At 39.4% G+C, this 25,169-nt stretch carries 17 protein-coding genes; 6 read left to right on the plus strand and 11 right to left on the minus strand.

Features of this window, described 5'->3' with window-relative positions:
- Positions 1-163: 163 nt before the first annotated feature.
- From R2Q84_RS02610 to R2Q84_RS02630, 5 genes are all read right to left on the minus strand, one after another.
- Entirely contained in the window at positions 164-1,312 is a 1,149-nt protein-coding gene (locus R2Q84_RS02610) for a FecR family protein (protein ID WP_316814967.1), read from the minus strand.
- Between the two features lie 131 nt (positions 1,313-1,443).
- On the minus strand, positions 1,444-2,019 hold the full coding sequence (locus tag R2Q84_RS02615) for an RNA polymerase sigma-70 factor (RefSeq protein ID WP_316814968.1): 576 nt from the start codon (positions 2,017-2,019) through the stop codon (positions 1,444-1,446).
- A gap of 29 nt (positions 2,020-2,048) precedes the next feature.
- A complete protein-coding gene (locus tag R2Q84_RS02620) occupies positions 2,049-3,257 on the minus strand; it encodes an alpha/beta hydrolase family protein (RefSeq protein WP_316814969.1) in 1,209 nt (402 codons plus the stop codon).
- A gap of 261 nt (positions 3,258-3,518) precedes the next feature.
- Positions 3,519-7,601: a two-component regulator propeller domain-containing protein gene (locus tag R2Q84_RS02625; RefSeq protein WP_316814970.1), complete on the minus strand. Its 4,083-nt coding sequence runs from the start codon at positions 7,599-7,601 to the stop codon at positions 3,519-3,521.
- Positions 7,602-7,751: 150 nt separating this feature from the next.
- Positions 7,752-8,912, minus strand: a complete 1,161-nt coding sequence (locus R2Q84_RS02630) for an aldose epimerase family protein (protein WP_316814971.1) — start codon at positions 8,910-8,912, stop codon at positions 7,752-7,754.
- Positions 8,913-9,069: 157 nt separating this feature from the next.
- Between R2Q84_RS02630 and R2Q84_RS02635 the strand changes: the two genes are divergently transcribed.
- The 6 genes from R2Q84_RS02635 (at position 9,070) to R2Q84_RS02660 (ending at position 16,130) form a co-directional block, all read left to right on the plus strand.
- Positions 9,070-9,780 (plus strand): NUDIX hydrolase, encoded by a 711-nt coding sequence (locus tag R2Q84_RS02635; protein WP_316814972.1) that lies wholly within the window; start codon positions 9,070-9,072, stop codon positions 9,778-9,780.
- A gap of 88 nt (positions 9,781-9,868) precedes the next feature.
- Positions 9,869-11,572: a ribulokinase gene (locus tag R2Q84_RS02640; RefSeq protein ID WP_316814973.1), complete on the plus strand. Its 1,704-nt coding sequence runs from the start codon at positions 9,869-9,871 to the stop codon at positions 11,570-11,572.
- 30 nt (positions 11,573-11,602) lie between these two features.
- Positions 11,603-12,301: an L-ribulose-5-phosphate 4-epimerase gene (locus R2Q84_RS02645; RefSeq protein ID WP_316814974.1), complete on the plus strand. Its 699-nt coding sequence runs from the start codon at positions 11,603-11,605 to the stop codon at positions 12,299-12,301.
- 28 nt (positions 12,302-12,329) lie between these two features.
- On the plus strand, positions 12,330-13,820 hold the full coding sequence (gene araA, locus R2Q84_RS02650) for an L-arabinose isomerase (protein ID WP_316814975.1): 1,491 nt from the start codon (positions 12,330-12,332) through the stop codon (positions 13,818-13,820).
- 60 nt (positions 13,821-13,880) lie between these two features.
- Positions 13,881-15,566 carry a sodium/sugar symporter gene (locus R2Q84_RS02655; RefSeq protein WP_316814976.1) on the plus strand — a complete coding sequence of 562 codons (1,686 nt, stop codon included), beginning with the start codon at positions 13,881-13,883 and terminating at the stop codon, positions 15,564-15,566.
- Positions 15,567-15,731: 165 nt separating this feature from the next.
- The gene (locus tag R2Q84_RS02660; protein WP_316814977.1) at positions 15,732-16,130 is read left to right on the plus strand and encodes a c-type cytochrome; all 399 of its coding nucleotides are present in this window, start codon (positions 15,732-15,734) and stop codon (positions 16,128-16,130) included.
- 4 nt (positions 16,131-16,134) lie between these two features.
- Here R2Q84_RS02660 and R2Q84_RS02665 read toward each other — a convergent pair whose 3' ends face one another.
- The 6 genes from R2Q84_RS02665 to R2Q84_RS02690 all read right to left on the minus strand — a co-directional run bounded on the left by R2Q84_RS02665 (position 16,135) and on the right by R2Q84_RS02690 (position 25,167).
- On the minus strand, positions 16,135-17,466 hold the full coding sequence (locus tag R2Q84_RS02665) for a putative sensor domain DACNV-containing protein (protein WP_316814978.1): 1,332 nt from the start codon (positions 17,464-17,466) through the stop codon (positions 16,135-16,137).
- 77 nt (positions 17,467-17,543) lie between these two features.
- Positions 17,544-18,557, minus strand: a complete 1,014-nt coding sequence (locus R2Q84_RS02670; protein WP_316814979.1) for a zinc-binding alcohol dehydrogenase family protein — start codon at positions 18,555-18,557, stop codon at positions 17,544-17,546.
- Positions 18,558-18,576: 19 nt separating this feature from the next.
- On the minus strand, positions 18,577-19,365 hold the full coding sequence (locus R2Q84_RS02675) for an SDR family oxidoreductase (protein WP_316814980.1): 789 nt from the start codon (positions 19,363-19,365) through the stop codon (positions 18,577-18,579).
- A 14-nt stretch (positions 19,366-19,379) separates the two neighbouring features.
- Positions 19,380-21,296 (minus strand): glycoside hydrolase family 105 protein, encoded by a 1,917-nt coding sequence (locus R2Q84_RS02680; RefSeq protein WP_316814981.1) that lies wholly within the window; start codon positions 21,294-21,296, stop codon positions 19,380-19,382.
- Between the two features lie 100 nt (positions 21,297-21,396).
- Entirely contained in the window at positions 21,397-23,703 is a 2,307-nt protein-coding gene (locus R2Q84_RS02685; RefSeq protein ID WP_316814982.1) for a DUF5703 domain-containing protein, read from the minus strand.
- 12 nt (positions 23,704-23,715) lie between these two features.
- Positions 23,716-25,167 carry a sialate O-acetylesterase gene (locus R2Q84_RS02690; protein ID WP_316814983.1) on the minus strand — a complete coding sequence of 484 codons (1,452 nt, stop codon included), beginning with the start codon at positions 25,165-25,167 and terminating at the stop codon, positions 23,716-23,718.
- Positions 25,168-25,169: the final 2 nt, after the last annotated feature.

Consider the following 25,169-nt stretch of genomic DNA (forward strand, 5'->3'; position numbering starts at 1 on the left):
GTTTGAGGGTAATCCCAGCCATTTTACCGGGAGTGGTTCGAAGCACTTCCGGTTTTTTTTGACTCATTCTGCATACTGCAGTAATTTTCAGGGTTTAACGGGACTATGATGAATTTTGTGTAATGGCTTTCTTTTTCATGCTGTTTAAATTATTGGTTTTGGTTTATTTTGTAACTGTAATTTTTTTTCCTTCAATTCTGAACTTTACCTTTCCTGTAGATTCCATAATACCCAGTACAGAAGAAATATTTTTACTACGCGAAATGTAGCCACCGAATTTTAAATCTTCAAAATCCCCTTTATACACTACATCTACATCATACCACCTCGCTATTTTCCTCATGATACTGCTAAAGTCGTCTCCTTTAAAAATAAAGTCCCCATTCTTCCAGGCCATTACATTTTCTGTATCTACACTTCGTATGTCGATCGTTTTTCCCGACATTTCACTTTGCTGTCCGGGTTTAAGTAGCTTAGATTCTTCTTCTTTTTGACCTGTTGACAGGGATATACGCACTGCTCCTTCCAGCAAAGTTGTTTTTACGGTAGCTTCGTCTTTGTAACCATTGATATTAAAATGTGTACCTAAAACTTCTACTTCCTGGTTATCTGTTTTTACAATAAACTTCTGGTTTTTACTTTTTGCCACCTCAAAATACCCTTCACCCTCAAGCTCCACAATCCTCTTACTACCAGAAAATTGTGTCGGATATTTAAGTAGAGATGCAGCGTTTAACCAAACCTTTGTACCATCGGGTAAATTGATCTCGTACTGGCCACCTCTGGGTGTTTCGATAGTGTTATACAAGGCCTTTCCACTCTTTTCCTGAAGCCCAGATTTGGCAACTTCATAAACCAGGGTTCCATCGTTAGTTTTACTGATCTTCAGCCCCATCTGTTGCTGAATGGTTCCATTTTCAGCATCAGTAAGCGATATTTTCTTACCATCCGCAAGGGTTAAATAAGCTTTATTGCCCCCCGGGTTAATTTCTCCGTTTTTTGTGTTTGCAGGCCTACTGGTTTGCTCAACTGAAAAGTTGGAGCGGAAATAAAGCGCGGCAGAAATCAACACAAAAGCCACAGTAGCAGCGACTTTAACTGAGTTATACAATCGTTTTGTGTTAAGGTTTTGTCCCTTATGCATGCTGAGCTCTTTCCACGCCTTATCCTTTGTATTTTCAATCACGGTATGAGAGGGGCTTTCTTCTCCAGACTGCAGTTCCAGGTACCAGCTTTCTACAAGTGCTTTTTCTTTTTCAGAACATTGACCTGCCTTATACTTTTCTAACAGTTTTCTCGGATCCGTTTGCATACAATATATTTGGTATTTTACTTTATGCTATTAAGACAGGGAACCCGGGGGGTATGGGGTACTTATTTTTAATAAAAAATAAAAAAATATATTAAAGCCTATTTTGTCTATTCACAGCTATTTAAAGCCTATTAAATATTAAAGTATAGAAAGAGATAAGCAATGATACTTAGTTTGGGTTTAAGTATACGCAATGCTTTTTTCACATGCATACGAACTGTTTGTTCTGAGATCTGAAGCTTTACGGCTATTTGTTTATAAGTGAGGTAATCACGTCGGCTCAACTCAAATACCTCCTTCATTTTGGCAGGTAAGGCGGAAATTTCACGTTCAATCATTTTCCTCATTTCCCCTTCCCTTACCCGGTAGTCCGCAAAATAATTATCATGGACTATAAAGCTTTTAAGAGAATCGATGTATTTATGTTCTACCGCATAGTGGGAAATACGGTTTATGATACGGTTTCTGACAGATGAATATAAATAAGCCGATAAGCTACGTTCAAATGAAATGGTTTCACGCTGGTTCCACAGTTTTTCAAAAAGCTCCTGTACCACATCTTTTGCTTCATCATGATCCTTCAGCAATTTACAGGCATGAACAAACAGCAAACCATAAAAACGATCAAAAATGACATTGAAGGCTTTATGATCTCCTTTTTTAAGAAGTTCAGCCAATTCCTCGTCACTTAATTCGTTATACAACATAAATTAAAACGTACTTAATTTTAAGTCTTTTAATGGACAACTGCCCAGTTTAATTCGCCAGATACCTGAAGGCCTCTATTATCTGTTACCGACAAATACCAAATTGTAATTTTGTCTGAGACCAAAGGTAATGAAACCTTGCTGTCTTTTATCGTGACTTCTTTACGTTCCCATTTACGGTCTTTCAATATCTGATTGGTATCAGTGGTGTAGTTCAAATAAGCCTTTTCAACAGGAACAATACTTTTAATTTTTGCAGTGACCTGATCTTTTTTAATTTCTATGCGGCCTAACTTCGGCAATGGTTCTGTTCCGTTAATGTAGCTATTTATAAAGTAATAAATTTCCTCATTTCCCCACCCGTAGCTATGATTATGCTTTAGCCCTACTTTTATTGATAGATTTCTATTCTTTACAAGCTGATATGTTTTTGCATAGCTATCCAGGAAAAAATGTCCATCGTTAGTGCCGTTGACAAATAATAGGGGCATTTTTGCTTTTCCGATATACCGGGAAGGATCATATTGTCTGACCCATACTGCCCGGCTCTCCACATCCATTGTATTCAGGTCTTTTTTCATGCCACTATTTTGAAACAGGTAACCGCAGCCATAAACTGGAACTACCGCCTTATACCTGTTATCAATTCCCGCAAGGACAGAACTTATGATACCACCCCAGCTGATCCCTGTCAACGCTGTTCTGTTGCTATCAACTCCTTTAAAACTTCTGATTAAATTGTGGGCCATAATTACATCTGCTACAGCCTGATACATCCATTGCTCATTTAAATTCTGAGTAATAGTAAAGTAAGGTGTCAGGCCAGCAGGCTCTTCAAAACCACCGGCGATATGTTGTTTTGTTGCATCGTTCCCTCTCAAGTCCATCGCGATCGCTGCATAACCTTTCTTAGCCCATAGCATTACCCAAGCCTTGAATGCGGTACCTCCGCCCCCATGAACCAATACCACTGCAGGCAAGTTTTTATCTTTTGACGGATCACCGCTTAAAGTTCCCGGACTGGCATAATAGGCAAATATATTTTTAGGATGTCCTTTATAATTTAATCCCTGATAAACGATTCCAATCACTGAATCCTTCGTTAAAACTTTATAGTCCGGAACCTTATAAATCCCTTCTGTATCCCAGATACTTCCCCTTATTTGAGCATTACTCTTTTGCAGGCCCAATAAAAGAGGAACAAATATTAAAAGTATTGTATTATATCTGGTTAGCATATTAATCAAATATACCTCATTATTAAGCATCAATCTCTCAAAAAAATTGGCATTTCAGTCAGCTTTCTCAGCATTAAAACTTTCTTAATAGTTAACTCACCCAAGTATCAGCCTTCAGTATTACTAGGGTGTTAGTAGGGCCTTAGTAGGGCGTTACTAGGGCCTTGCTTTACCCCCTAGCCCTACTAAGGCCCTACTAACACCCTATTAAGTATAAGTTAACACCCAGGTAAATGTAAACTCAGGACAGGAACTAACACACTACCCTTCCTCAGCATAGTCACTAGGCGTTCTACCGAACTGTTTGGTAAACTCCTTACTAAAGTATTTACTATCGCCAAAACCTACCATATAAGCGACCTCGTAAACAGTATAAGCATTCTGTTTCAGCAACTGGGCAGCTCTTTTTAAACGAACAGATTTAATGAAATTATTCACCGTTAAGCCGGTTAATGCTTTAATTTTCTTGTACAAAATCGGTGTACTCATTCCGACCTCCGAAGCAAGTATATTTACATTAAAGTCGTCAACGCTAAAATTGTGTTCAATGATCCCCATGATTTTATTAAGAAACTCTTCATCAGTTGATTCGATCAGAATATTAGTAGGTTGCAAGGTAATCTGCTGACTAAACTTCCTGCGCATATTACTTTGCAAGGTTAATAAGTTGCTAATATTCAATTGCAAAACATCAATGCTAAAAGGTTTGGTAATATATGCCTCTGCTCCTGTTTTAAGTCCACTAACCTCATGAATAATTCCCGAACGGGCAGTCAATAATATAATCGGAATATGGCTTGTACGCAAATCCGTTTTCAATACGCGACACATTTCCAATCCATCCATCACCGGCATCATCACATCACTGACAATGATATCTGGTATTTTTTCCAATGCAAGTTCTGCTCCCTGAGCGCCATCCTCTGCTTCAATAATATTATAAAATAACCTAAGCGATTGCTTTATAAAGTCGCGTATTTCCCGGTTGTCCTCAACAATAAGTAAAGTAATCCGCTCTTCAATTGCCTTTTCATCAAATCCGTCCTGATCAGGAAGCTCACCTAATTCTTGTGGCAACTGATAGAGTACAGGATTTTCTACGCTTACAAACTGAGAAACGAGTTCTTCCTTTTTAAAATGATTACTTCCAGTCTTTAATGTTAAACAAAAACAAGTTTGCACCTGCTTATCATTTGAGGGAACATCTGGTAACAACACCAGGTCCCCATGGTGCAATTTTGCAATTCTTTTAGACAAAGCAAGGCCTATTCCTGTTCCACTGTTCCGTGATAACGGATCTTTTACCTGGTAAAAATCAGTAAACAGTTTATCCCTGCTCTCTTCAGGAATGCCCTTTCCATTGTCAAGTACCATGATTTCTATATACCTATTTTCTGTTCTTTTTACACTAAGCCTGATCATACCATGTTCAGGTGTAAACTTAAATGCATTAGACAACAGGTTAAAAAACACCTTTTCCAACTGACCGGGATCGAAATATACTTCTATATGATCTTCAGAACTGATAAACTGGTAATCAATATGATGTCTAATGGCAAGATATTGGAATGACAAATAGATCTCCTTAGCAAATTCAACAATGTTCTCAGGTGATACATTTAACGTCATTTTCCCAGCTTCCTGTTTTCTAAAATCCATTAATTCGTTCACAAGCCGGGTTAACCTACCCGCATTCTTTTTAACTGTCAACAATCTGCGGTTTATTCCCGGATACTCCTTTGTATCATTAATTAAATGCTCTAATGGGCCGATGATAAGTGTTAGCGGGGTCCTGATCTCATGAGAAACATTGGTAAAGAAGTCCATCTTCATTTGATAAACCTCATGTTCCTTTCTTAACAAGGCCCTTATCCATAAAAACCTGAAAACAAGAAATAAAATAGCGCCTAATAACAGTACATAAATTGAATAGGCCCACCATGTTTTCCAGAATGGTGGCTGGATATGAATAATCATCTGTTCAGCCTGGCTGGTCCATACCCCATCATTATTTGAACCTTTGATCAGCAACTTATATGTTCCAGAAGGTAAATTGTAAAAAGTAGCAATAGGAGAACTTACATAATTCCATTCTTTATCCAATCCTTCAAGTTTATATGCATATTGATTTTTCTCCGATTTGATATAATTCAGCACAGCAAACTCAATACTAAAAATATTTTGAGCGTGCGAAAAAGTAAGCTCTTTAGTCAAACTTATATTTCGTTTCAACAGGTCGTTTTCATCTCCAATAACTACCGTCTTGTTAAAAAGTCTTAAACGGGTAAAAATAACTTTCGGAACTTTCTTGTTTTCCTTAATCTGTTCCGGGAAAAAGCTCACCAGGCCACTATAACCTCCAAAAAAGAACTCTCCTTTGGCATCTTTATAAAAGGAATTATAATTAAACACATTACCGGGTAATCCATCCTCTACTGTATAATTTTTAATGGTTTTACGGTCAAATTTAGCAAGTCCATTATCTGTGCTGATCCATAAATTGCGTTTTTCATCTTCCAGAACCCCGAGGATCACATTACTGGGCAAACCATCTTTAGTGGTATAGAATCTAACTACATTTTTTTCGGGATGATAACGAATCAGTCCATCATCATAACTTCCCAACCAAATTATCCCCTGCGAATCCTCTCTGATCACATTGATATCATCAAATTTAGAGCGGTTATCACTAACTGTAAAAGCACGCATTTTATTGGAAACAGGGTCAAGAATATAGGTTCCGGAATTGGTTGCAATCCAGATATTCCCCTTCGTATCCTGAAAAAAGCATCTTAAAAATTTTAGCTCACGATATTTACTTACATTACTATAAGGTGTGAAGTTATTCTCCTTTTCATTATATATAAAAATCCCCTGCGCCCGGGTACCTATCCACAACTTGTTATTACGATCATGTAATAAACACACAATACGATTAGAGTTTAGTGCCTTCGGGTCGGCGTGATTAGGTTTATAGTGTCTAAAAGTTTTTGTTGAAGGTTGATAAACATCAAGTCCTCCTTCATAAGTACCAATCCAGACTTCACCATTTTTGGCAATAGAAATGGTCTTAACCAGGTTAGAGCTTAATGAATTGGAATTCTCCAGGTCGTGCTTAAAACTGGTAAACCTCCCCGAAGTTCTGTCGTAGTAATTTAGCCCTTCGGCCTCCGTTCCTATCCATAAATTATGATTTTTATCTTCAACGATTGCACTTACCACATTACTACTGATACCATTCTTTCCAAGACTGGTCTTATACCATCTAAATGGTGTAGCATTGGCATGATAAAAGTTTACGCCACCAAAATAAGTCCCCGCCCACATTGAACCTGTTGCATCCTGAAGGATGTCATATATGGAATTATGGTTCAGACTACCCTGATCTTCAGGGTTATGATGGAGTGCACTGAATTTAAAATTATCTAAATCAAGTATATTTATCCCATTTAATGTAGACACCCACAGCTTTCCATCGCTTGCCATTTTAATTCTCCGGATCACGTTGCTACTGATACTGCCGGGATCTCCCTTTTTAGAAGTAAAATGTCTGAATGTTTCGGTTTCATGATTAAACAACACCAATCCGCTGCTGTGCGTACCAATCCAGAGGTTCCGTCTTTGATCTTCAAAAACAGCACTAATATCGTTCTCCATCAAACTTTTAGGATTATCTTTCCTATGGAAATAAGACTGAAAATGATATGTTCCATTTACAACGTCCATTTTGGTAAGGCCATTAGCAGTCCCCAGCCAAATGGATCCTTTGTAATCCTGACAAATTGCTTTAACCAGCTGATGCGCAGGTCCTGAATCATTTCCATTTCCCGGCAAAAAACGGTTGAAAGTGTCGTCTCTATTTAATTTGTTTAACCCACTATCAGTCCCGATCCAGATCTGCCCTTTATTGTCTTCAAAAAGACTTCTAATAATATTGTCGCTAATGCTGCTCTTGTTTTTTGGATCGTGCAGATAGCGTTTAAATGAGTTACTCTCCGGTAAATATTTATTTAAGCCCTTTTGTGTACCAACCCATAAATTGCCCTTACTATCCGTTAATAAAGCATTGATATTCTGACTACTGCTTAACGACGAACTGTTGCCTTTTTCGCGTTTATATATTTCGAAATTACGGGTATTGTATTTATTCAGTCCGTCCTTGGTCCCAAACCACATAAAGCCCATACTGTCCTGGGCAATAGACAGCACGCTACTTTGAGATAGTCCATTTTCAACGGTTAAATGCTTGAAGCTAATTTTATCTTTTTGAGCTATTGCCGGTCTGTATCCAAACAAGAGTATGAAAAACAGACTAGCTTTAATCCAAAAAAAAGAAGGGGACATCTACGATTGGTATTTGGTTTAGCGTAAAAATATGATTTTAGTTTTGTAATCATCAAAAAGGCCAAACAAAAAAGGCAATTGATGTAGGCATATCCATACGCCTACATCAATTGCCTTTTTAAACTACACTGTACAGTGTTTTAATGTCTATTACTGCACACTAAATCTATAAATAGTTACAGTTTTATAAATTTCACCAGGTTTCAAAGTTGTTGATGCAAATGAAGGTTGGTTAGGTGCATCAGGAAAATGCTGTGTCTCTAAACAAAATGCGGACCGATGCGGATAACTCATTTGGCCTTTACCATCTTTATCTTCACCAGTAAGGAAATTACCGCTATAAAACTGTAATCCTGGCTCTTCTGTAAGTACATCCATTACAATTCCCGTTTTAGGACTGGATACCGTAGCCACTTTTTGTAAGCCATTACCTTTTCTCAATACATAATTATGATCGTAACCTTTTCCATATTTCAACTGTTGATCATCATCGTTAATTCTTTTACCAATTAAAGTGGCAGTATTAAAATCAAACGGTGTACCTGCTACCGGATCAATTTTACCCGTTGGAATTAAAGTTGAATCTACAGGAGTATATCCGTCTGCGTAGATCGCCAATAAATGATCAGTTATGGTTGAATCTCCGGCACCATTTAAATTGAAATAAGCATGGTTGGTCAGGTTAACTACCGTAGCTTTATCCGTTATTGCTGTGTAACTTATTTTAAGTTCATTGTCATCATTTAATTCATAAACTACTTTAACGGCTAAATTACCAGGGTAACCAGCTTCTCCATCTTTAGAAAAATAGTTTAACTCTAGTGTTTTATCATTTATTTTTTTTGCATCCCAAACCTGGCTAAAAAAGCCGTTAAATCCACCATGCAAAGTATTTACACCATCATTCAATTCAAGTTGATATGACCTTCCGTCCAGTGTAAACATTCCCTTAGCAATGCGATTTCCATAACGACCAATTAATGCTCCAAAGAAAGGTTCACCTTTTTTCTGATAGGACTTCAGATTTTCATAGCCTAAAACAACATCTTTAAACTGCTTATTTTTATCAGGTACCAATAAAGACACTATCCGCCCACCATAGTTCGTAACAGCCACCTGGGCGCCACTCTCATTTTTTAATACAAAGAGTGAAACCACTTTTCCTTCAATATTTGCAGTGAAGCCAGCGGAGTTAGGGATAGAAACCGTAGCACCCTCATCAGCAGCCCCTCCATTAGTGGTATTTCCGCAGCTGCATAGCATCCACATCGAAATAAAAACTAAACAGATGGCTTTGAAATTCTTGTTCATATAGTCTTTTTTTATATTTGATCGTATTACTAATGTATAGAAAAGAATATTAAATGTCAAATAAACAATTAATATTAACTATTATAATATATTTACATCGCTAATGCTTGAACTATTACCATCAGAGTCTGAAACTGATAAAACCAAATATAAACTAATGAAAACATATAATAATCAAACCCGTTTCTTAATTGCTGTAGACTGTATCGTATTTGGGTTTGACGGAGAACACTTAAAAATTCTATTAATAAAAAGGGACTTTGAACCTGAAAAAGACAAATGGAGCTTGATGGGCGGATTTGTAAGAACAGATGAAAGTCTGGATGGAGCTGCCAACCGTGTGCTTACCCAACTTACCGGACTGAAAGGGGTTTACCTCGAACAAATTCAGGCATATGGTGATCCGATGCGGGACCCAATTGAAAGAACCTTATCTGTTACCTATTTTGCTTTGATAGACATCAATAAGTATCAAACACAAATTAACGATCAATATCACGCAGAATGGTTTCTTTTAAAAGATGCACCGCCACTGATATTTGACCATGATGCTATGGTGGAAACAGCCAAAAAGAAAATAAGGTATAAAGCCGCACTCCACCCTATCCTTTTTGAACTCTTACCTAAGAAGTTTACAATACCACAACTGCAGAACCTGTATGAAGATGTATACAATACGCAGATAGATAACCGTAACTTTATCAGGAAATTAACGGCAACAAAATTACTGATTAAACTGGCAGAAAAAGATAAATCAGGATCAAAAAAAGGCGCCTTTTATTTTAAGCTGGATAAGAAAAAATACCAGGCAAACTTCCAGGCATTTCTAAATATCATCCCGAACCCCGACAAACTACTAACTGTATAATAAGCTTTTAGCTCATTCTGAAGGAATGTTTAAATAAATTCTTTTATTAAAAATAATAAACGTTAATTAGACATTTATTTAACTAAATATGAGCAAAGATCAATACGTTATAGGGATTGATTATGGATCGGATTCTGTGCGTTCAGTAATTATCAACGCAAACAACGGGGCAGAACTGGCTTCATCCGTTTTCTATTATCCCCGCTGGCAGAAAGGTTTATTCTGTAACCCAGCACAAAATCAGTTTAGGCAACATCCCCTCGATTATATTGAAGGTTTGGAGCAAAGTATAAAAGACTGTATTCAAAAAGCTGGTGGCGACAATATAGCTACAGCAATTAAGGCAATTGCCGTAGACACGACAGGCTCCACTCCTGTCGCAGTAAACCAGCAAGGCACGCCCCTTGCATTATTACCTGAATTTGAAAGCAATCCAAACGCAATGTTTGTACTTTGGAAAGACCACACCTCGGTAAAAGAGGCTATGCAAATTAATCAGCATGCCGCTCAGCAGGAAATCAATTACCTTCAGTATTGTGGCGGAATCTATTCTTCAGAATGGTTTTGGTCTAAGTTGCTACACATTTTAAGAGCTGATACTGCTGTAAAAGATGCCTGTTACTCCTGGGTAGAGCATTGTGACTGGGTACCTTTTCTCCTGACTGGTGGTAATGATGTTTCAAAAATGAAAAGAAGCCGTTGTGCGGCAGGACATAAAGCACTTTGGGCTGAAGATTTTGACGGCTTACCGCCTAATGATTTCTTTAAAAGTCTGGATCCATTATTAGACGGTTTTACTGACCGTTTATTTAAAGACACTTATACTTCCGACGAGTCTGCAGGTGTAATCAGCTCAGAATGGGCGTCCCGCCTAGGCTTGAATACCGATGTAGTAATTGGTGTTGGTGCATTTGACGCACACATGGGTGCTGTTGGCGGACAAATAGAACCTTACTATTTAAGCAAGGTAATGGGGACATCTACATGCGATATTTTAGTTGTACCACAAGCAGATATAGATGGTAAATTGATTAAGGGTATATGTGGTCAGGTAAATGGTTCTGTTATACCTGGAATGACAGGTCTGGAAGCGGGTCAATCTGCTTTCGGCGATGTATATGCGTGGTTCAAGGAAGTATTAGCCTGGCCGATAAAGAACCTGCTTCGTAATTCGCCTTCACTAGATGCAAACACATTGGCTAAACTGGAGCAGGAGCTACTGGATCAAATTATACCAGAGTTGAGTAAACAAGCAGCTGTTTTACCAAAAACCAATGATGATGAACTGGCTTTAGACTGGCTAAATGGAAGAAGAACACCAGATGCTAATCAGGAGCTTAAGGGGGCTATCAGTAACCTCGACCTTGGCAGCGATTCACCACGGATATTCAGGGCATTAGTAGAAGCCACTTGTTTTGGTGCTAAAAATATAGTAGACCGTTTTATTGAAGAAGGTATTCCGGTTAAAGGAATTATTGGTATTGGTGGAGTTGCTAAAAAGTCGCCATTTGTAATGCAAACTATGGCGAACGTCTTAAACATGCCAATCAGAATACACCAGTTTGAGCATACCTGCGCATTGGGTGCTGCCATGTTTGCAGCTGTCGTGGCCGGAGTTTATCCTAATGTTGAAGCGGCAATGAAAGGCATGGGCAGTGGTTTCGATAAGGAGTACATTCCTGAACCCGAAAATGTGGCTTACTATGAAGCCCGTTTTATCAAATACAAAACTTTAGGTGTTTATATCGAAGAAACCACCAGTGCCGAACATCGCGTTGCAGAAAATGCATAATTGTGAATTAAATCGCTAATTAAAAAAGAGATGAGTAATTATCAGGATATAAAAGAAAAAGCTTACCGGGCAAATATGCAACTGCCCAAGCTGGGACTGGTACTGTTTACTTTTGGTAATGCGAGCGCTGCCGACAGAGCTAAGGGCGTATTTGCCATTAAACCAAGTGGTGTTGCTTACGAAGAGCTAAGTCCGGAAAAAATGGTCATTGTTGATTTTGACGGCAATATTATCGAAGGTACCCTTCGCCCTTCATCAGATACCAAAACCCATGCAGTACTCTATAAGTACTGGGAAGAAATTGGTGGTATTGTACACACGCATTCTACTTATGGAACGGCCTGGGCCCAATCGCAAAGAGCTATTCCAATTTATGGTACAACCCATGCTGATCACCTTACAGTTGATATTCCATGTGCCGCTCCTATGCCCGATGACATGATCAAAGGGAACTATGAGTATGAAACTGGTTTTCAGATTATGAATCATTTTAAGGAAGCCGGGCTAAGCTATAAAGAGGTAGAGATGATCCTGGTGGGCAATCACGCTCCGTTCACCTGGGGCAAAACAGCCGAAAAAGCCGTTTACAACAGTGCAGTACTGGAAGAGGTAGGCCGAATGGCCCTCCTCACCGAACAGATACGCGGAGATGTACCGAAGCTAAAAGAAGCATTGATTAAAAAGCACTATGAAAGAAAGCATGGTGCCGATTCTTATTATGGACAATAACAAAACAATTAAATAATCTTATTCAATAATGATCAATTTAAAAAATTTAGAAGTTTGGTTTATTACCGGAACTCAAGACCTTTATGGTGACGAAACTTTAAAACAAGTAGCCCTACATGCACAAGAGGTGGCTTCATCTTTAGATGCAGCACAGCCAATACAAGTGCGCGTTGTATATAAACCTATCGTAAAAACATCACAGGAGATTTTTGATACCCTTCAACAGGCGAATAGTACACCTAATTGTATTGGGGTTATTACCTGGATGCATACTTTCTCTCCGGCAAAAATGTGGATCAGGGGATTAAACATCCTTCAAAAACCGTTATTGCACCTGCATACACAGTTTAACAGAGATATTCCATGGGCTACTATCGACATGGATTTCATGAACCTCAACCAAAGTGCACATGGTGACCGTGAGTTCGGTTTTATGGTGACCAGGATGCGTAAAGACCGCAAAGTAGTTGTTGGTCACTGGCAGGATGAAGAAGTTGTAAAAGAAATTGATACCTGGACACGTGCTGCAGCTGGATGGCATGACTGGCAAGGTGCTAAATTTGTGCGTTTTGGAGATAATATGCGCTATGTAGCGGTTACAGATGGTGATAAAGTTGAAGCAGAACTTAAATTCGGCTTTGAAGTCAATACTTATGGTATCGGCGATCTGGTTGCTGTCATCAACGCTATCCCCGAAACGGCTATCCAGGAATTGCTGACCGAGTATGAAGCTACTTACACCATGTCTGCCGACCTGCTTCGCGGTGGGGACAGACATGAGTCAGTTTATGAAGCTGCAAAAATAGAACTGGGCTTAAAGAAATTTCTGGAAGACGGTGGATTCAAAGGTTTTACTGATACTTTCGAAGATCTGCATGGCATGCTGCAGTTGCCTGGTATCGCGTCTCAGCGTTTAATGGCTGCTGGTTACGGTTTTGGTGGAGAAGGGGACTGGAAAACCGCTGCTTTAGTAAGATTATGTAAAGTAATGGGTTCCGGACTTCCTGGTGCCAATGCTTTTATGGAAGATTATACTTATCATTTCGATCCTGCCAATTCAATGGTATTGGGTTCACATATGCTTGAAGTAGATGCTTCGCTGGCCAATGGCAAAGCTCGTCTTGAGGTACACCCATTGGGAATTGGTGGCAAGGCAGACCCGGCAAGGTTAATATTTAATGTAGCGGGTGGCAATGCGCTCAACGCTTCTATTGTTGATATGGGCAACCGTTTCCGTTTACTCGTTAATGAAGTAGAAGCCGTTGAGCCTGAACACCAGCTTCCGAATCTTCCTGTAGCACAGGTATTATGGAAGCCATTGCCTGATATGAAAACAGGATGTGCAGCATGGATTTATGCCGGAGGTGCACACCATACCGCATACAGTCAGAACTTAACTACCGCACACATGCTGGACTTCGCCAACATTGCTGGTATTGAATATGTAAACATCGGTGCTGATACGAAGATTAACCAGTTCAGAAATGAACTGCAATGGAACGAAGTCTTTTATAAGTAATTGTTTTGTGCCGGATTTTTTCCGGCACAAAATCGATTTAAAACAACCAAATACCCTATTATGAACAATAGTTTAGTAACTACAGATTATGTAGTTTTCATCATTTACTTTTTAGTCGTATCCGGCTATGGGTATTATATTTACCGCCAGCGCAAAAAAGATGAACATGATGCCAAGGCTTTTTTTCTGGCGGAAGGCACATTAACCTGGTGGGCAATTGGTGCATCGCTTATCGCTTCCAATATCTCTGCAGAACAATTTATTGGTATGAGTGGCGAAGGCTTTTTCCTGGGAATTGCCGTAGCTGCTTACGAATGGATTGCAGCGATTGCGCTAATCATTGTTGCGGTATGGTTTATTCCTGTATATCTTAAGAATAAGATATACACCATGCCCCAGTTCCTCAAGACCAGGTACAATGAATCTGTTGCTTTAATTATGGCCATATTCTGGTTATTTTTATATGTATTTGTAAACCTGACCTCTATCCTTTATTTAGGTGCTGTTGCTATTAATGGTTTAACAGGAGGTGATTACCTGCACGTTATTATGATCGGACTTGCTGTTTTTGCATTGATCATCTCTTTGGGTGGAATGAAGGTGGTAGCTTATACAGACGTAATTCAGGTAGGTGTTTTGATTTTTGGGGGACTGGTAACTACTTACATTGCCTTAACTGTTGTTGGTCAAAAATTTGGCGTTGGTGCCAATGCTATTGCAGGTTTTAACGTACTGATGGAGCAGGCTCCGGAGCATTTTAAAATGATTATTCCAAAACCTACAGCCGAATCTTCTCAAATTGAGATCAATAAATACCTTACTTTCCCGGGCTTAGCTTCCTATGTTGCTGGGATCTGGATCATCAACCTGAACTATTGGGGATGTAACCAATACATCACACAGCGTGCATTAGGTGCCGATCTTCAAACTGCAAGAACTGGTATTTTATTCGCTGGGTTCTTAAAACTCCTGATGCCATTAATTGTAATGCTACCTGGAATTGCAGCTTATGTTTTATATAAAGGCGGACATTTGCCACAGCTTATTGGCGGTAAAGACGGAGCTTATTCTGCGGTACTGACTTTCTTACCTACGGGCCTCAAAGGCTTGTCTGTAGCTGCACTTACCGCGGCTATTGTGGCTTCCCTGGCTGGTAAAGTAAACAGCATCTCTACCATTTTTACATTGGATATCTACTCAAAATACTTTAAGAGTGGTACCGAAGAAAAGAACCTCGTTTTTGTAGGCAGGGCAACTGTATTTGTCGGTATGATCCTGGCTGTATTATTTACCTGGAATGATCTTTTAGGTATAGGTGGTGAAGGTGGCTTTACCTTTATCCAGAAATATACTGGCTTTATCAGTCCGGGCGTATTTGCCATGTTTATTCTGGGTATGTTCTGGAAAAGAACCACGGGAAGTGCAGCCATTGCAGGTGTGTTAGCAGGTTTCTTCTTATCCGTTTTCTTTAACGAAATGGCACCATCAATTTTAGGTACTGATACCTGGTTGTATACTGCTTATCCAAATGGAAAAGGTGGGTTTGAAATTCCTTTTCACATTTGTATGGGGCTCTCATTTGCTTTTACCATGATCATTATGATTGCCATCAGTTTAGGTGGACCAAAAGTAAACCCTAAAGCTTTCGAACTGGATAAAGCGATGTTTAAAGTTGCTCCATCTACTATGGTATTGATCGTGATTACATTATTAATCATTGCTGCATTGTATGTGAAATTCTGGTAATCCGGATAATTACAATTTTTAAATTACAGAATGAAGAGGGTGAATCATGTTCACCCTCTTTTTTTAGTAGCGATCAGATTATTAAGAATAATTCCCGATAAACAATAGATTTGTCATACTAATCTAATCTCGCTACATTAGTTATGTAACTAAATCAAACGCTTTATGCACTATAGAAAAACCATTACATTTTCAATATTATTGGGTACAGTTGTGATGTTAAGTGCTTTTATGCCGCAGCAGCAAGAGCCTAAGCCGACTAATCTTAAGGTACTTCCTAAAAATATCAGTCATGATGACCTGGACAAAGTAATGGATGGTTTTAAGGCTGCCTTAGGTGTAAAATGTGGCTACTGTCATTCCCCAAGAAAAGATAATCCTAAAAAACTTGATTTCGCTAGTGATGAAAACCCTAAAAAGGAAATCGCAAGGAATATGATGCGTATGACGAACAAAATCAACAAGAAATATTTCCACGAAAAAGATAAAGAAGGAAAATTAATAAATATCTCCTGCGCAAGCTGCCACAACGGAAAAGAAGAGCCTGTAACCATCAAGATATAATAAACTAATTTTTCCTCGGTGGCATCTTTGGCATTTTACTGCTTCTTTCGAATTGGTAAACTTTTATATTTTCCCACATCATCACCTCTCCTCCTACATTCTTAATTGCCCTGATTTCCCCGTCCTGGGAAACTACAAAACCCAGGCTTTCCGGATGTTTATAGCAATAGGAGAACATTGACTGGTGCCGGGTACCAAAATGCTTTGGATCAATTTTCACCTTGTTAACCGAAATCTTAGATGATCTGTTTAAATAAACATAAGGCGGCAGTGTTTTTTCACTGATTACTGCACCAAATCCATTAACGTTTAAATGAGGAGAAAGCACAACCAGACCGTCAACACAACTTAATGAAGACACAAACCTAACCGCACCGATCAGTTCATTGTAACTATCCTCAATATCCATTTCATTTTGGTTAAACTCCTCATGGAGCACTGAAGGAATATCCTTTTCTTTCCGCTTATAAGCTTCGATTTCGTCCAGCAACAGGTCATTGTCAGTTACACTATTCAGAATATGTAATACGGCCGATTCTATACGATTATATTTTAACTCGTATTTTGTGATCAGGTCATCATTCGGATTTCGTGTAATCAATATTGCACCGCCGTGATGGTAAGTTTTTATTCTTAACAGGATCCTGCTGATCGATTGTATGACATATTCGAAAATAATCTCATTGTAAACCGCAGTATCATCGATAGACAATTGATGTCCTACCTTTTTTTCGATAAAACTTTTGCTGTAGGTTGATTTCTTTCTTATAAAGTCCGATACCGGACCATATTCAAAAACATTAGGGTATAATTTAACCAGCGAATTCTGATTTAAGGTAGCTATTGGGTGATAGTCCAGCATCACATTCAATATACCTATACCGTTGATCATCGTCTGGATAATTCCCGGATACATAGGTTTTTCATCTTCTTCATAATTCAGATAACTCTGATAATGAAAAGTCTGATCAATCATACCATAAATAAACAGTTTGTTATTTTCGTCGTAATAGACAGAAAGACTAGAACTCCAGGGATCAGCAGCTTTAGATAATTTAACCAGGTTTTTAATCGTAAACTCAATCTTCGGTTCAAAAGCAAAGAAATTCCATTGATCATATTGCAGCGACTCTGTAGACTCAATATTGCTATGGTCAAACAACGTAACAGTTACCTTTATAAATTGTCCTTCTTCTGTTTGCAAACTAGCATAATACAGGGTATTGAACAATTCTTTCAAAATAGCTTCTGTAGGCTTTTCCTCTTTTATTTTCGACCTTTGCAATTCAACATATACAAAGGTTGCAAGGTCACCGGGTGTAAAATGTTTAGCCATACGGTAGGTTTATTAATCCATCACAAATGACTTATTAAATTTTAACTAATCAAAGTTTGTTTTTGCGATGCTTTCAGTTAAACCGTAACCATCGCTTTTATCACCCCATTCTTAGGATCCAGCCAACTTTGAAACTCATCTTTTACCTCAGCAAACTGAACTTTATGGGTAATATAAGTTGTAGGTTCTACATGCCCGGCCTTCATAGAAGCAATTACATGCTCAAAATCCTGCCTGGTTGCATTTCTGCTACTCATTAAAGTTGCTTCGCGCTTGTGAAACTCGGGATGACTAAATGAAATATTTTCCTTCTGCAGGCCAATCAGTACAAATCTCGCACCATGGGCCATATATTGAAAAGCATTATTAATCGCTTTTAAGCTTCCGGTGGCATCAATTACCACAGTAGGCATATCTCCACCCGTAATTTCTTTTAGCTGCTCCAATACGTCTGGTGCAAGTGCATTCACTACATGAGGAACTTTGAGCTTGTCCTTGCAGAACGCCAGACGTGCATCATTGATATCCAATGCAATTACATTTGCCCCTGCTATCCTCGCGAACTCCATTGTTCCCAAACCGATCGGACCGGCACCAATCACCAGTACAAACTCATCCTTTTGGATGTCGGCACGACGAACCCCATGTGCACCTATCGCCAATGGCTCTACTAATGCCAGTTCATCAAAGCTTAACCCTTCTCCATGAATCAAAGTATGCGAGGGAACAGAAAGATATTCTACCATCCCGCCATCTACATGTACACCACAAACTTTAATGTCCGTACAGCAGTTTGGTTTACCCCTGCGACAAGCAATACATATACCACAGTTAAAATAGGGTATAAACGTAACATTTTCTCCTTTTTCAAAACCATCAGCGCCATCAAATTCCAGCAGCTCGCCAGAAAGTTCATGTCCTAATATTCTGGGATAACTAAAAAATGGCTGGGTACCTTCAAAAGCATGTAAATCAGTACCGCAGATTCCAATTCTCTTAATCTTTATAATTGCGTTGCCCGGTGTTAACACAGGCTTCTCGCCTGTTGCATACTCAAATATACCCGGTGTGGTGCAAACTAATGTCTTCATTCTCTTTTCTATAATCTGATTAAGCGTTCGCTAAAGCCCTGTCCAGGTGCACATAACCTCCGTCCACATGAATAATCTGTCCAGTGGTATGACTTGATCTGCCCGACATTAAAAAAACAGCCATATCTGCAATTTCCTGTGCAGTCGTCATTCTGTTTTCAAATGGTATTTTCGAAGTAATCTCTTTCAATTTCTGCTCTGCATCGGGCAGTGTTTCTATCCAGGTTTCGTAGGCCGGCGTCCAGCATTCGGCCACTACCACTGCATTTACCCTAATGCCATGCTTCAGTAGTTCAACCGCCCATTCTCTGGTCAACGCATTTCTGCCTCCATTCGCAGCAGCATAAGCTGAAGTATTTCCCTGTCCGGTTTCGGCAGTTTTAGAGGTAATATTTACAATTGCACCTTTACTTTTAATCAGTTCCGGCAAGGCAAAATGTGCCATCAAATAATAATGAACTACATTTCTATGCAAGGAAGCCATGAAGTCTTTGTAATTACCATGCTCCAACCCAACACCATCATTAACACCCGCGTTATTCACCAGTCCATCAATTCTTCCAAACTGACCAACAATAGTTTTTACCGCATTTTCACAATCTTCGGGATTGCTCAGCTCAGCTGAAACCTGGAAGGCTTTTCCTCCGGCAGCCAAAATCTCTTCTACTACCTTCAGATTATCTTTATCCTTCCTACCAACGACTACTGCAATTGCACCTTCGGCAGCAAATGATGCAGCTGTTGCTTTTCCTATTCCTTTAGCCCCACCGGTAACGATAATGACTTTATCTTTTAATTGTAAATCCATAATGATTAATAAATTTATTTCTTCATCAATTGTCCAGCAATCCAGCTCACTAAATCCTGTCCGGCATTAAAATTATCGTATTCAGCAGGTAACTTTCTCCCATCCACATATTCGTTGTACAACCATGGATCACCAATAGCGAATACTGTTCCTTTACCAAATTTAGCAACTGCCATCACATTATCACCATCTTTATCTTTAAAAACTGATCTGGCAGGTGATACTAATTTTAAACTACTATATTCTTTAATATACAATTGTTTAGCTGTTTTAAAGATCTCATTGTCTGCAGGAACAACCGCCTTTCCCATTTCGAACTGGCTTTTTACCACTCGTCCTTTGCTATCTTTATTAAACTGCATCCCGAAACTTTTAGCCAACTGGTTAAAATGATCAAATTCCACATTTCCGGTATCATTACCCATCAATACCAATACACCTCCTGCTTTCACCCAGTCGGTAATATTTTTATTGTCATTCGCCGCGATAAAATTAGGTGTAGGTGTTTCTTTTTTTGTATCCGGATCTACAATGATGTAAACCGAAGCTTTTTTAAGGTTAGCCGCAGTAGGGGCTGCATACAAAGTTGAAGTTTTGAAACCTGCATTGTTAAACTGTTCTCCCCACATAGAAAAACCTCCGTTTGCCATTTCTTCCCACTTGTAATGCCATGAGACCTCGTTACCACTCTGGTCCTTTTTCTTTTCGTTGTTGAAATAAGAATCCAGTACTACCGTTTTGCCTAATCCCGGTTTAGGCATTGCCGCCATTTCCATTTCATTGATGGCCTTTAAAAAAGCTCCAACGCCTTTAGGGTCATTAGTAATTACTTTTTCGCTCATGTAATATGCAAAACTGCCATCACGGTAAGGCTTGCCACCCAAACCAGAAACCGAAACCGTACCTTTAAGATTGATCATGTTTTCAGCACGCTGTTCAACAAACTCTTGCTGTATACCTTTATAGGCCTTCTCTGCAACATTCAAAAATGACGCTGGCAAATATTCCATTCTAACGCCTTTGGCAATAGAATACACAAACATCGCAGATGCCGAAGATTCAAAATAGTTTCCTTTATCATTCGGGCGGTCTAAAATATCATACCATACCCCTGTCTTATTGTTTTGTACACTTTTGATCGCTACAGCCAGTCGGTTCAAAATGTTGATCAGTTCTTTTCTCTTTGGATGGTCCTTAGGGAAATTATCAAGCACATCTACCAGTGCCATAGCATACCAGCCCATTGCCCTGGCCCAAATATGGGGTGACAAACCCGTTTTAGGATCAGCCCAACGTTCTACCCTAGATTCATCCCACCCATGATACAATAACCCGGTTTTTGTATCCCTGGCATTTCTTTCCATATAGATGAACTGATTAGCAATATCGTTAAAGGCTTCTTTATTGTTGATCAGCCCGGCATACTCAGCATAAAATGGCTGTCCCATATACAAACCATCCAGCCACATTTGATTTGGATAGATCTGCTTATGCCAGAAACCACCTTGTTTTGTTCTTGGATGCTTCTGCAACTGTTTCCAAAGGATAGTTGCAGCTTTAAAATATTTCAGTTGCCCGGTTACCTTATAAAGTGTAAGTAAAACCGTACCATTCTTTACATTATCAATATTAAAATGCCCCTCACTATAAGTATCAATCGCGCCTTCCGGGGAAATGAATTCATCCATTTTAGTCTGAACATATTTGAAATAGGTGCTGTTGCCAGTTCTTCTCCAAACCTCTGTCATACCATCCTGTACAACCCCATCGTCGTACGACCATCTTTTAGATCTTTCCTTCCAAACTTCCATCACTGTCGCTGCCATCTGATCGGATAAAGGTTTAGCCTTTGTTCCTACATCTTGTGCAGTGGACTGAAAGGTAATCATGAAGGCAAATACGCTAACTAAAAGGGATTTCTTTTTCATCATACTGTTGTGTCTTATAAATGGTTTCATTACAAGTCTACACAGTTTTTAACAGTGATTTTAGTAAACACTGCAAAATAAATACGCAATCGTTTCCGGAACGTTATTTCAACAAGATTACCACGTCTTTTCTTCTTGATTCGGGGCTTACTTTTAAACTTTCGACTTTACCATTCTTTAATACAGCTTCAATAACAGTATGTTGAGGAGCATGTAATTTGAAATGCACATCCCATTCTTTTGGCCATGCTGGAAATAGATACAGTTTTTCCTCATGGCTTTGTAAGAGCATTTCCTGTAAACCAATCATTCCGGATCCTCCCCAGTTATGATCGGGAACCCAATCAAAACCTGGCCCCCAGAATGCTGGAAACCTTCTGCCAGAATCTTTTAATTTCAATAAGGTCAATTCCGCAGTTTCCTTAGTTAAACCCAATCTGGCTGCAAAAATGTTGTCCTGTTTCCAGCCTATATGACTCCTGAATTTCAATACGTCTGTATCGTACTTAAAGGTATTGATAGCCGTATCCAAACCCGGTCGGCCAATACCATAAATACCCCAGGGGTAAACCGGATATAACTGTGGACTTTCTGTATTGTTTACTCTTTCCCAAACTTTTGCCGGAGCAATAGTTGTATGGCCGTTAAATGAACTAAACGTAATTGGTGGAATACGCTTTAACATTGCAGTCCATCCCGTTCTTTGCGCCTCACTGATCGATTTTAGTTCCAGCAAACTGTTCAAAACCGTCTTTAATGCCGCAATTGTAGAAGTCGCATTATAAGTCATTTTATAGGTTTCTGCAGCCGAACCCGGATATAAAACCAGATGACCATTACCATCCAATGCTTTGCTCCCTCTTTGTTTAGCCAGGTAGGTATAGTGTGCATCAAAAAATGTCAAACAGCTTTCTATAAACGGAAGGTACACTTTGACATCTTTTCCTGCATAGCTTCCTGTTTCCAGCATCATCTGACAAAATTCCAGAACGGTATCCCATTCATATTCAAGCCAGGCGTTGTACTCCATCCCTTTATCATAGTCTGCTGGTCGCTTCCAGTTATATTCAGCAGGATTAGGTAAGCCAAAATTTTCCAGCTGTTCGGTAAAGCTAGCGCCTTGATGGTTCCAGTAAAATTCACTTCTCAATTCCGCATTACGTAAAATGCGCATATAGAAGTCGAATTGCGGACGCATCATATCGGTGTCACCACTTTTCAGCATCGGCCAGTAAACTAATCTCTGATTTTGTGCCGTATGCGTACCACCTCCCCAATTTCTAAAATCAGGGGTGTATTTTAAGGTTGAGTCTACAAAAACAGGGTCATAGGTAAAAAGTCCGCCGTTAAATTTCGTCGGATAATCCCCGAAAGCATTACAGCCCAGCATATAACGAAACAGCTGATAGTTACGGCCAACCTGAGCTACCAGTGGTTCGTTACGGCTCTTCATATCAATAAAACTGCGCTGCCAGTAGCTTTTCCACCAGTTTTTGCTTGCTTCAAAAGCGCCTTTATTTTTGGCGGTCGCCATTACAGTTTTCTTTAGCCCGACCTCCCATTCAGCTATAGCCGGACTTTGAGCCGTATGTAGTGCAATGCTCAGTTGAATTGCTTTTTCGGCATTTACACTCTTCAGTTTCCACCCTGTAAAAGGTGTTCCAGCGTAAATACCGGAATAAGTACCAGAGGGCATCATACCTGTTCCTCTCATCACTCCGCCAAAAACAAGGTTTTTAATCGGGTTGAACAGCTCCGATTTGCGTGCTTCCATCCCCTGCTGCTTTACTGCAACATCAAAAACAGTTTTCGCTTTATTCTGATGAAAAAATAACAAGCCATTGTCTTTAAATGCAAGGCTGTCTTTAAACGTCTTAACTTCACCCTGGGGCGCCCATTTATAAGAATTCTGATTATTTTCTTTGCCTTTAGTTGCGCGATCTTTATCCCTCCAGCTTTCAAATCCAGCTTCTACAAAGGATTTTTTATTACTTTTAACCTCTATGTTTATCAATGGCTTAAAAACGTCTACCCATACTTTAACTTCAGCACTCAGTCCTGCTTTTGTACCCGTAATTTTCACATAACCTTCGTTTAACACCAATTCCTGTTTAAAGGTATCACCTGCATCAAAAGGGTTCGGGCTTAATTTTAACCGTACCCGTCCCAGCTTCAGCAGCGTATTATTTTCGTCAAATGTCCCACTTCGGGAGAGGTAAAAAAACACTTCTCCTTTTTCAACCCATACGTTAAGACCTATATCGCCACCGCCACAAGGCATGGATCCCGCGGAGTTGTCGCTCTGACTAGTCCATACCAAATTGGCATCAACCTGTTTATTTTGGGCATTAACCTTCAACAAACAAGCTGAAATTAAAACGATACCGATGAAAATTAACTTCTTCTTCAAAATAATTAGTTTTTATTGGTCCCAGTCGTCCGTTCTGAAAGACGATACCGGTAAACCTTCATTGCTATATAAATCACCCACCACAAAATCCTTAAATGCGTAACGTACCGCAACGGGGATAGGAACGGATTCAGATGAGACTGTTACACTGCTCCCTGTAATCCTGGCTTTTGCAGGATAAAATACCTTATCAGCGCCTGCCACCTCGAATAAACTCAGTGTCTTTCCAAAAGAGGTTAATCCGTTGGGTACATTCATAAATTTAATTTGTGCAGCCCCCTCTTTCACACTTATCGATTCGTAATCCGGACTGGCAAAGCCCAAACCTTTGATGCCGTAGGTATTTCCTAAAGCCAGGTAGGCAAGGCGTAAACCACCCTTTTCCTTATTCGCCGGATGAATACACTGTTCTTCCCCAACATCCATCAATACTGCCATTCCTGAATTGGGAATCTTTGCCATAGATTTACGCTGTGCATCCCTGATAAAAGCAGAATTCATTTTTCCTGCACTTTGAACCTCCGATGGTTTTAAATAGGCAAATGGAGCAATCTGTGCATAATAAAATGGGAATTCTCCCATCTCCCATACATTCCTCCATTCTTTAACCATTGCAGGAAAAAGATCTTCATAACGATCAGGACGTGTCTGATTGGATTCCCCCTGATACCAGATCGCACCGCGAATGCCGTAGCCGATAACAGGATATAGCATGCCATTGTATAAAGTGGTTGGTGTACGGCTGACTTCTTTAATGCTATCCGTTTTTGAAGGTATCTTAACTTCCGGAAATGATTTTAAAAGTTCCGGTGACATCCATGCTTCAATGCTAGAACCACCATAACTATCGTTGATCAATCCAACAGGCACCTGTAACATTTCGCTTAGCAATTTGCCAAAATAATAAGCTGTAGCACTAAAGTTAGCCACAGCTTCCGGAGCAGCAGCTTTCCAGTTCGAGGGCTTACTGTTATCCTGTCTTTCTGTAATAGAAGAACGCGGCACCGTATACAATCTGATCTGCGAATTAGCAGATTTCAGAACTGCCTCATTGGCGCCCAGAATAGGTTGATTTTTAAATCCTTTCATTGGCATTTCCATATTGGACTGACCACCGCAAAACCATACCTCGCCAATTAAAATATCTTTTAAAGTCATAGCAATACCGTCACTAATGGTCATTTCGTAAGGACCACCGGCTTTTGGTGTGGCTATTTTCAGTTTCCATTTTCCATTTGCATCTGCCTTTACCGTATATTTCTTTTTATCCCATGATGGTGTTAAAGTAACCTGGCTATTGTTTTTTGCCCAACCCCATATTGCTACTTCAGCTTGCTGTTGAAGTACCATATGATCCGTAAAAATAGAGGCCGGCTTTACCTCAGCAAATGAAGAACTTGCGTATAAAGCAAGCAACAATGCAGTAGCACCTGATCTTGAAATGATGTTTTTAAGCCTCTTCATGT

The organism is Pedobacter nyackensis, from assembly GCF_032678475.1.
Taxonomy (GTDB): domain Bacteria; phylum Bacteroidota; class Bacteroidia; order Sphingobacteriales; family Sphingobacteriaceae; genus Pedobacter; species Pedobacter nyackensis_A.

What these genes read in the sequence shown, in the direction of transcription:
- R2Q84_RS02670 (WP_316814979.1), bottom strand. Translation starts at nt 18,557, where the DNA reads ATGAAGACATTAGTTTGCACCACACCGGGTATATTTGAGTATGCAACA.
- R2Q84_RS02655 (WP_316814976.1), top strand. Translation starts at nt 13,881, where the DNA reads ATGAACAATAGTTTAGTAACTACAGATTATGTAGTTTTCATCATTTAC.
- R2Q84_RS02630 (WP_316814971.1), bottom strand. Translation starts at nt 8,912, where the DNA reads ATGAACAAGAATTTCAAAGCCATCTGTTTAGTTTTTATTTCGATGTGG.
- R2Q84_RS02625 (WP_316814970.1), bottom strand. Translation starts at nt 7,601, where the DNA reads ATGTCCCCTTCTTTTTTTTGGATTAAAGCTAGTCTGTTTTTCATACTC.
- R2Q84_RS02615 (WP_316814968.1), bottom strand. Translation starts at nt 2,019, where the DNA reads ATGTTGTATAACGAATTAAGTGACGAGGAATTGGCTGAACTTCTTAAA.
- R2Q84_RS02680 (WP_316814981.1), bottom strand. Translation starts at nt 21,296, where the DNA reads ATGATGAAAAAGAAATCCCTTTTAGTTAGCGTATTTGCCTTCATGATT.
- R2Q84_RS02675 (WP_316814980.1), bottom strand. Translation starts at nt 19,365, where the DNA reads ATGGATTTACAATTAAAAGATAAAGTCATTATCGTTACCGGTGGGGCT.
- R2Q84_RS02610 (WP_316814967.1), bottom strand. Translation starts at nt 1,312, where the DNA reads ATGCAAACGGATCCGAGAAAACTGTTAGAAAAGTATAAGGCAGGTCAA.
- araA (WP_316814975.1), top strand. Translation starts at nt 12,330, where the DNA reads ATGATCAATTTAAAAAATTTAGAAGTTTGGTTTATTACCGGAACTCAA.
- R2Q84_RS02665 (WP_316814978.1), bottom strand. Translation starts at nt 17,466, where the DNA reads ATGGCTAAACATTTTACACCCGGTGACCTTGCAACCTTTGTATATGTT.
- R2Q84_RS02690 (WP_316814983.1), bottom strand. Translation starts at nt 25,167, where the DNA reads ATGAAGAGGCTTAAAAACATCATTTCAAGATCAGGTGCTACTGCATTG.
- R2Q84_RS02635 (WP_316814972.1), top strand. Translation starts at nt 9,070, where the DNA reads ATGAAAACATATAATAATCAAACCCGTTTCTTAATTGCTGTAGACTGT.
- R2Q84_RS02645 (WP_316814974.1), top strand. Translation starts at nt 11,603, where the DNA reads ATGAGTAATTATCAGGATATAAAAGAAAAAGCTTACCGGGCAAATATG.
- R2Q84_RS02620 (WP_316814969.1), bottom strand. Translation starts at nt 3,257, where the DNA reads ATGCTAACCAGATATAATACAATACTTTTAATATTTGTTCCTCTTTTA.
- R2Q84_RS02640 (WP_316814973.1), top strand. Translation starts at nt 9,869, where the DNA reads ATGAGCAAAGATCAATACGTTATAGGGATTGATTATGGATCGGATTCT.
- R2Q84_RS02660 (WP_316814977.1), top strand. Translation starts at nt 15,732, where the DNA reads ATGCACTATAGAAAAACCATTACATTTTCAATATTATTGGGTACAGTT.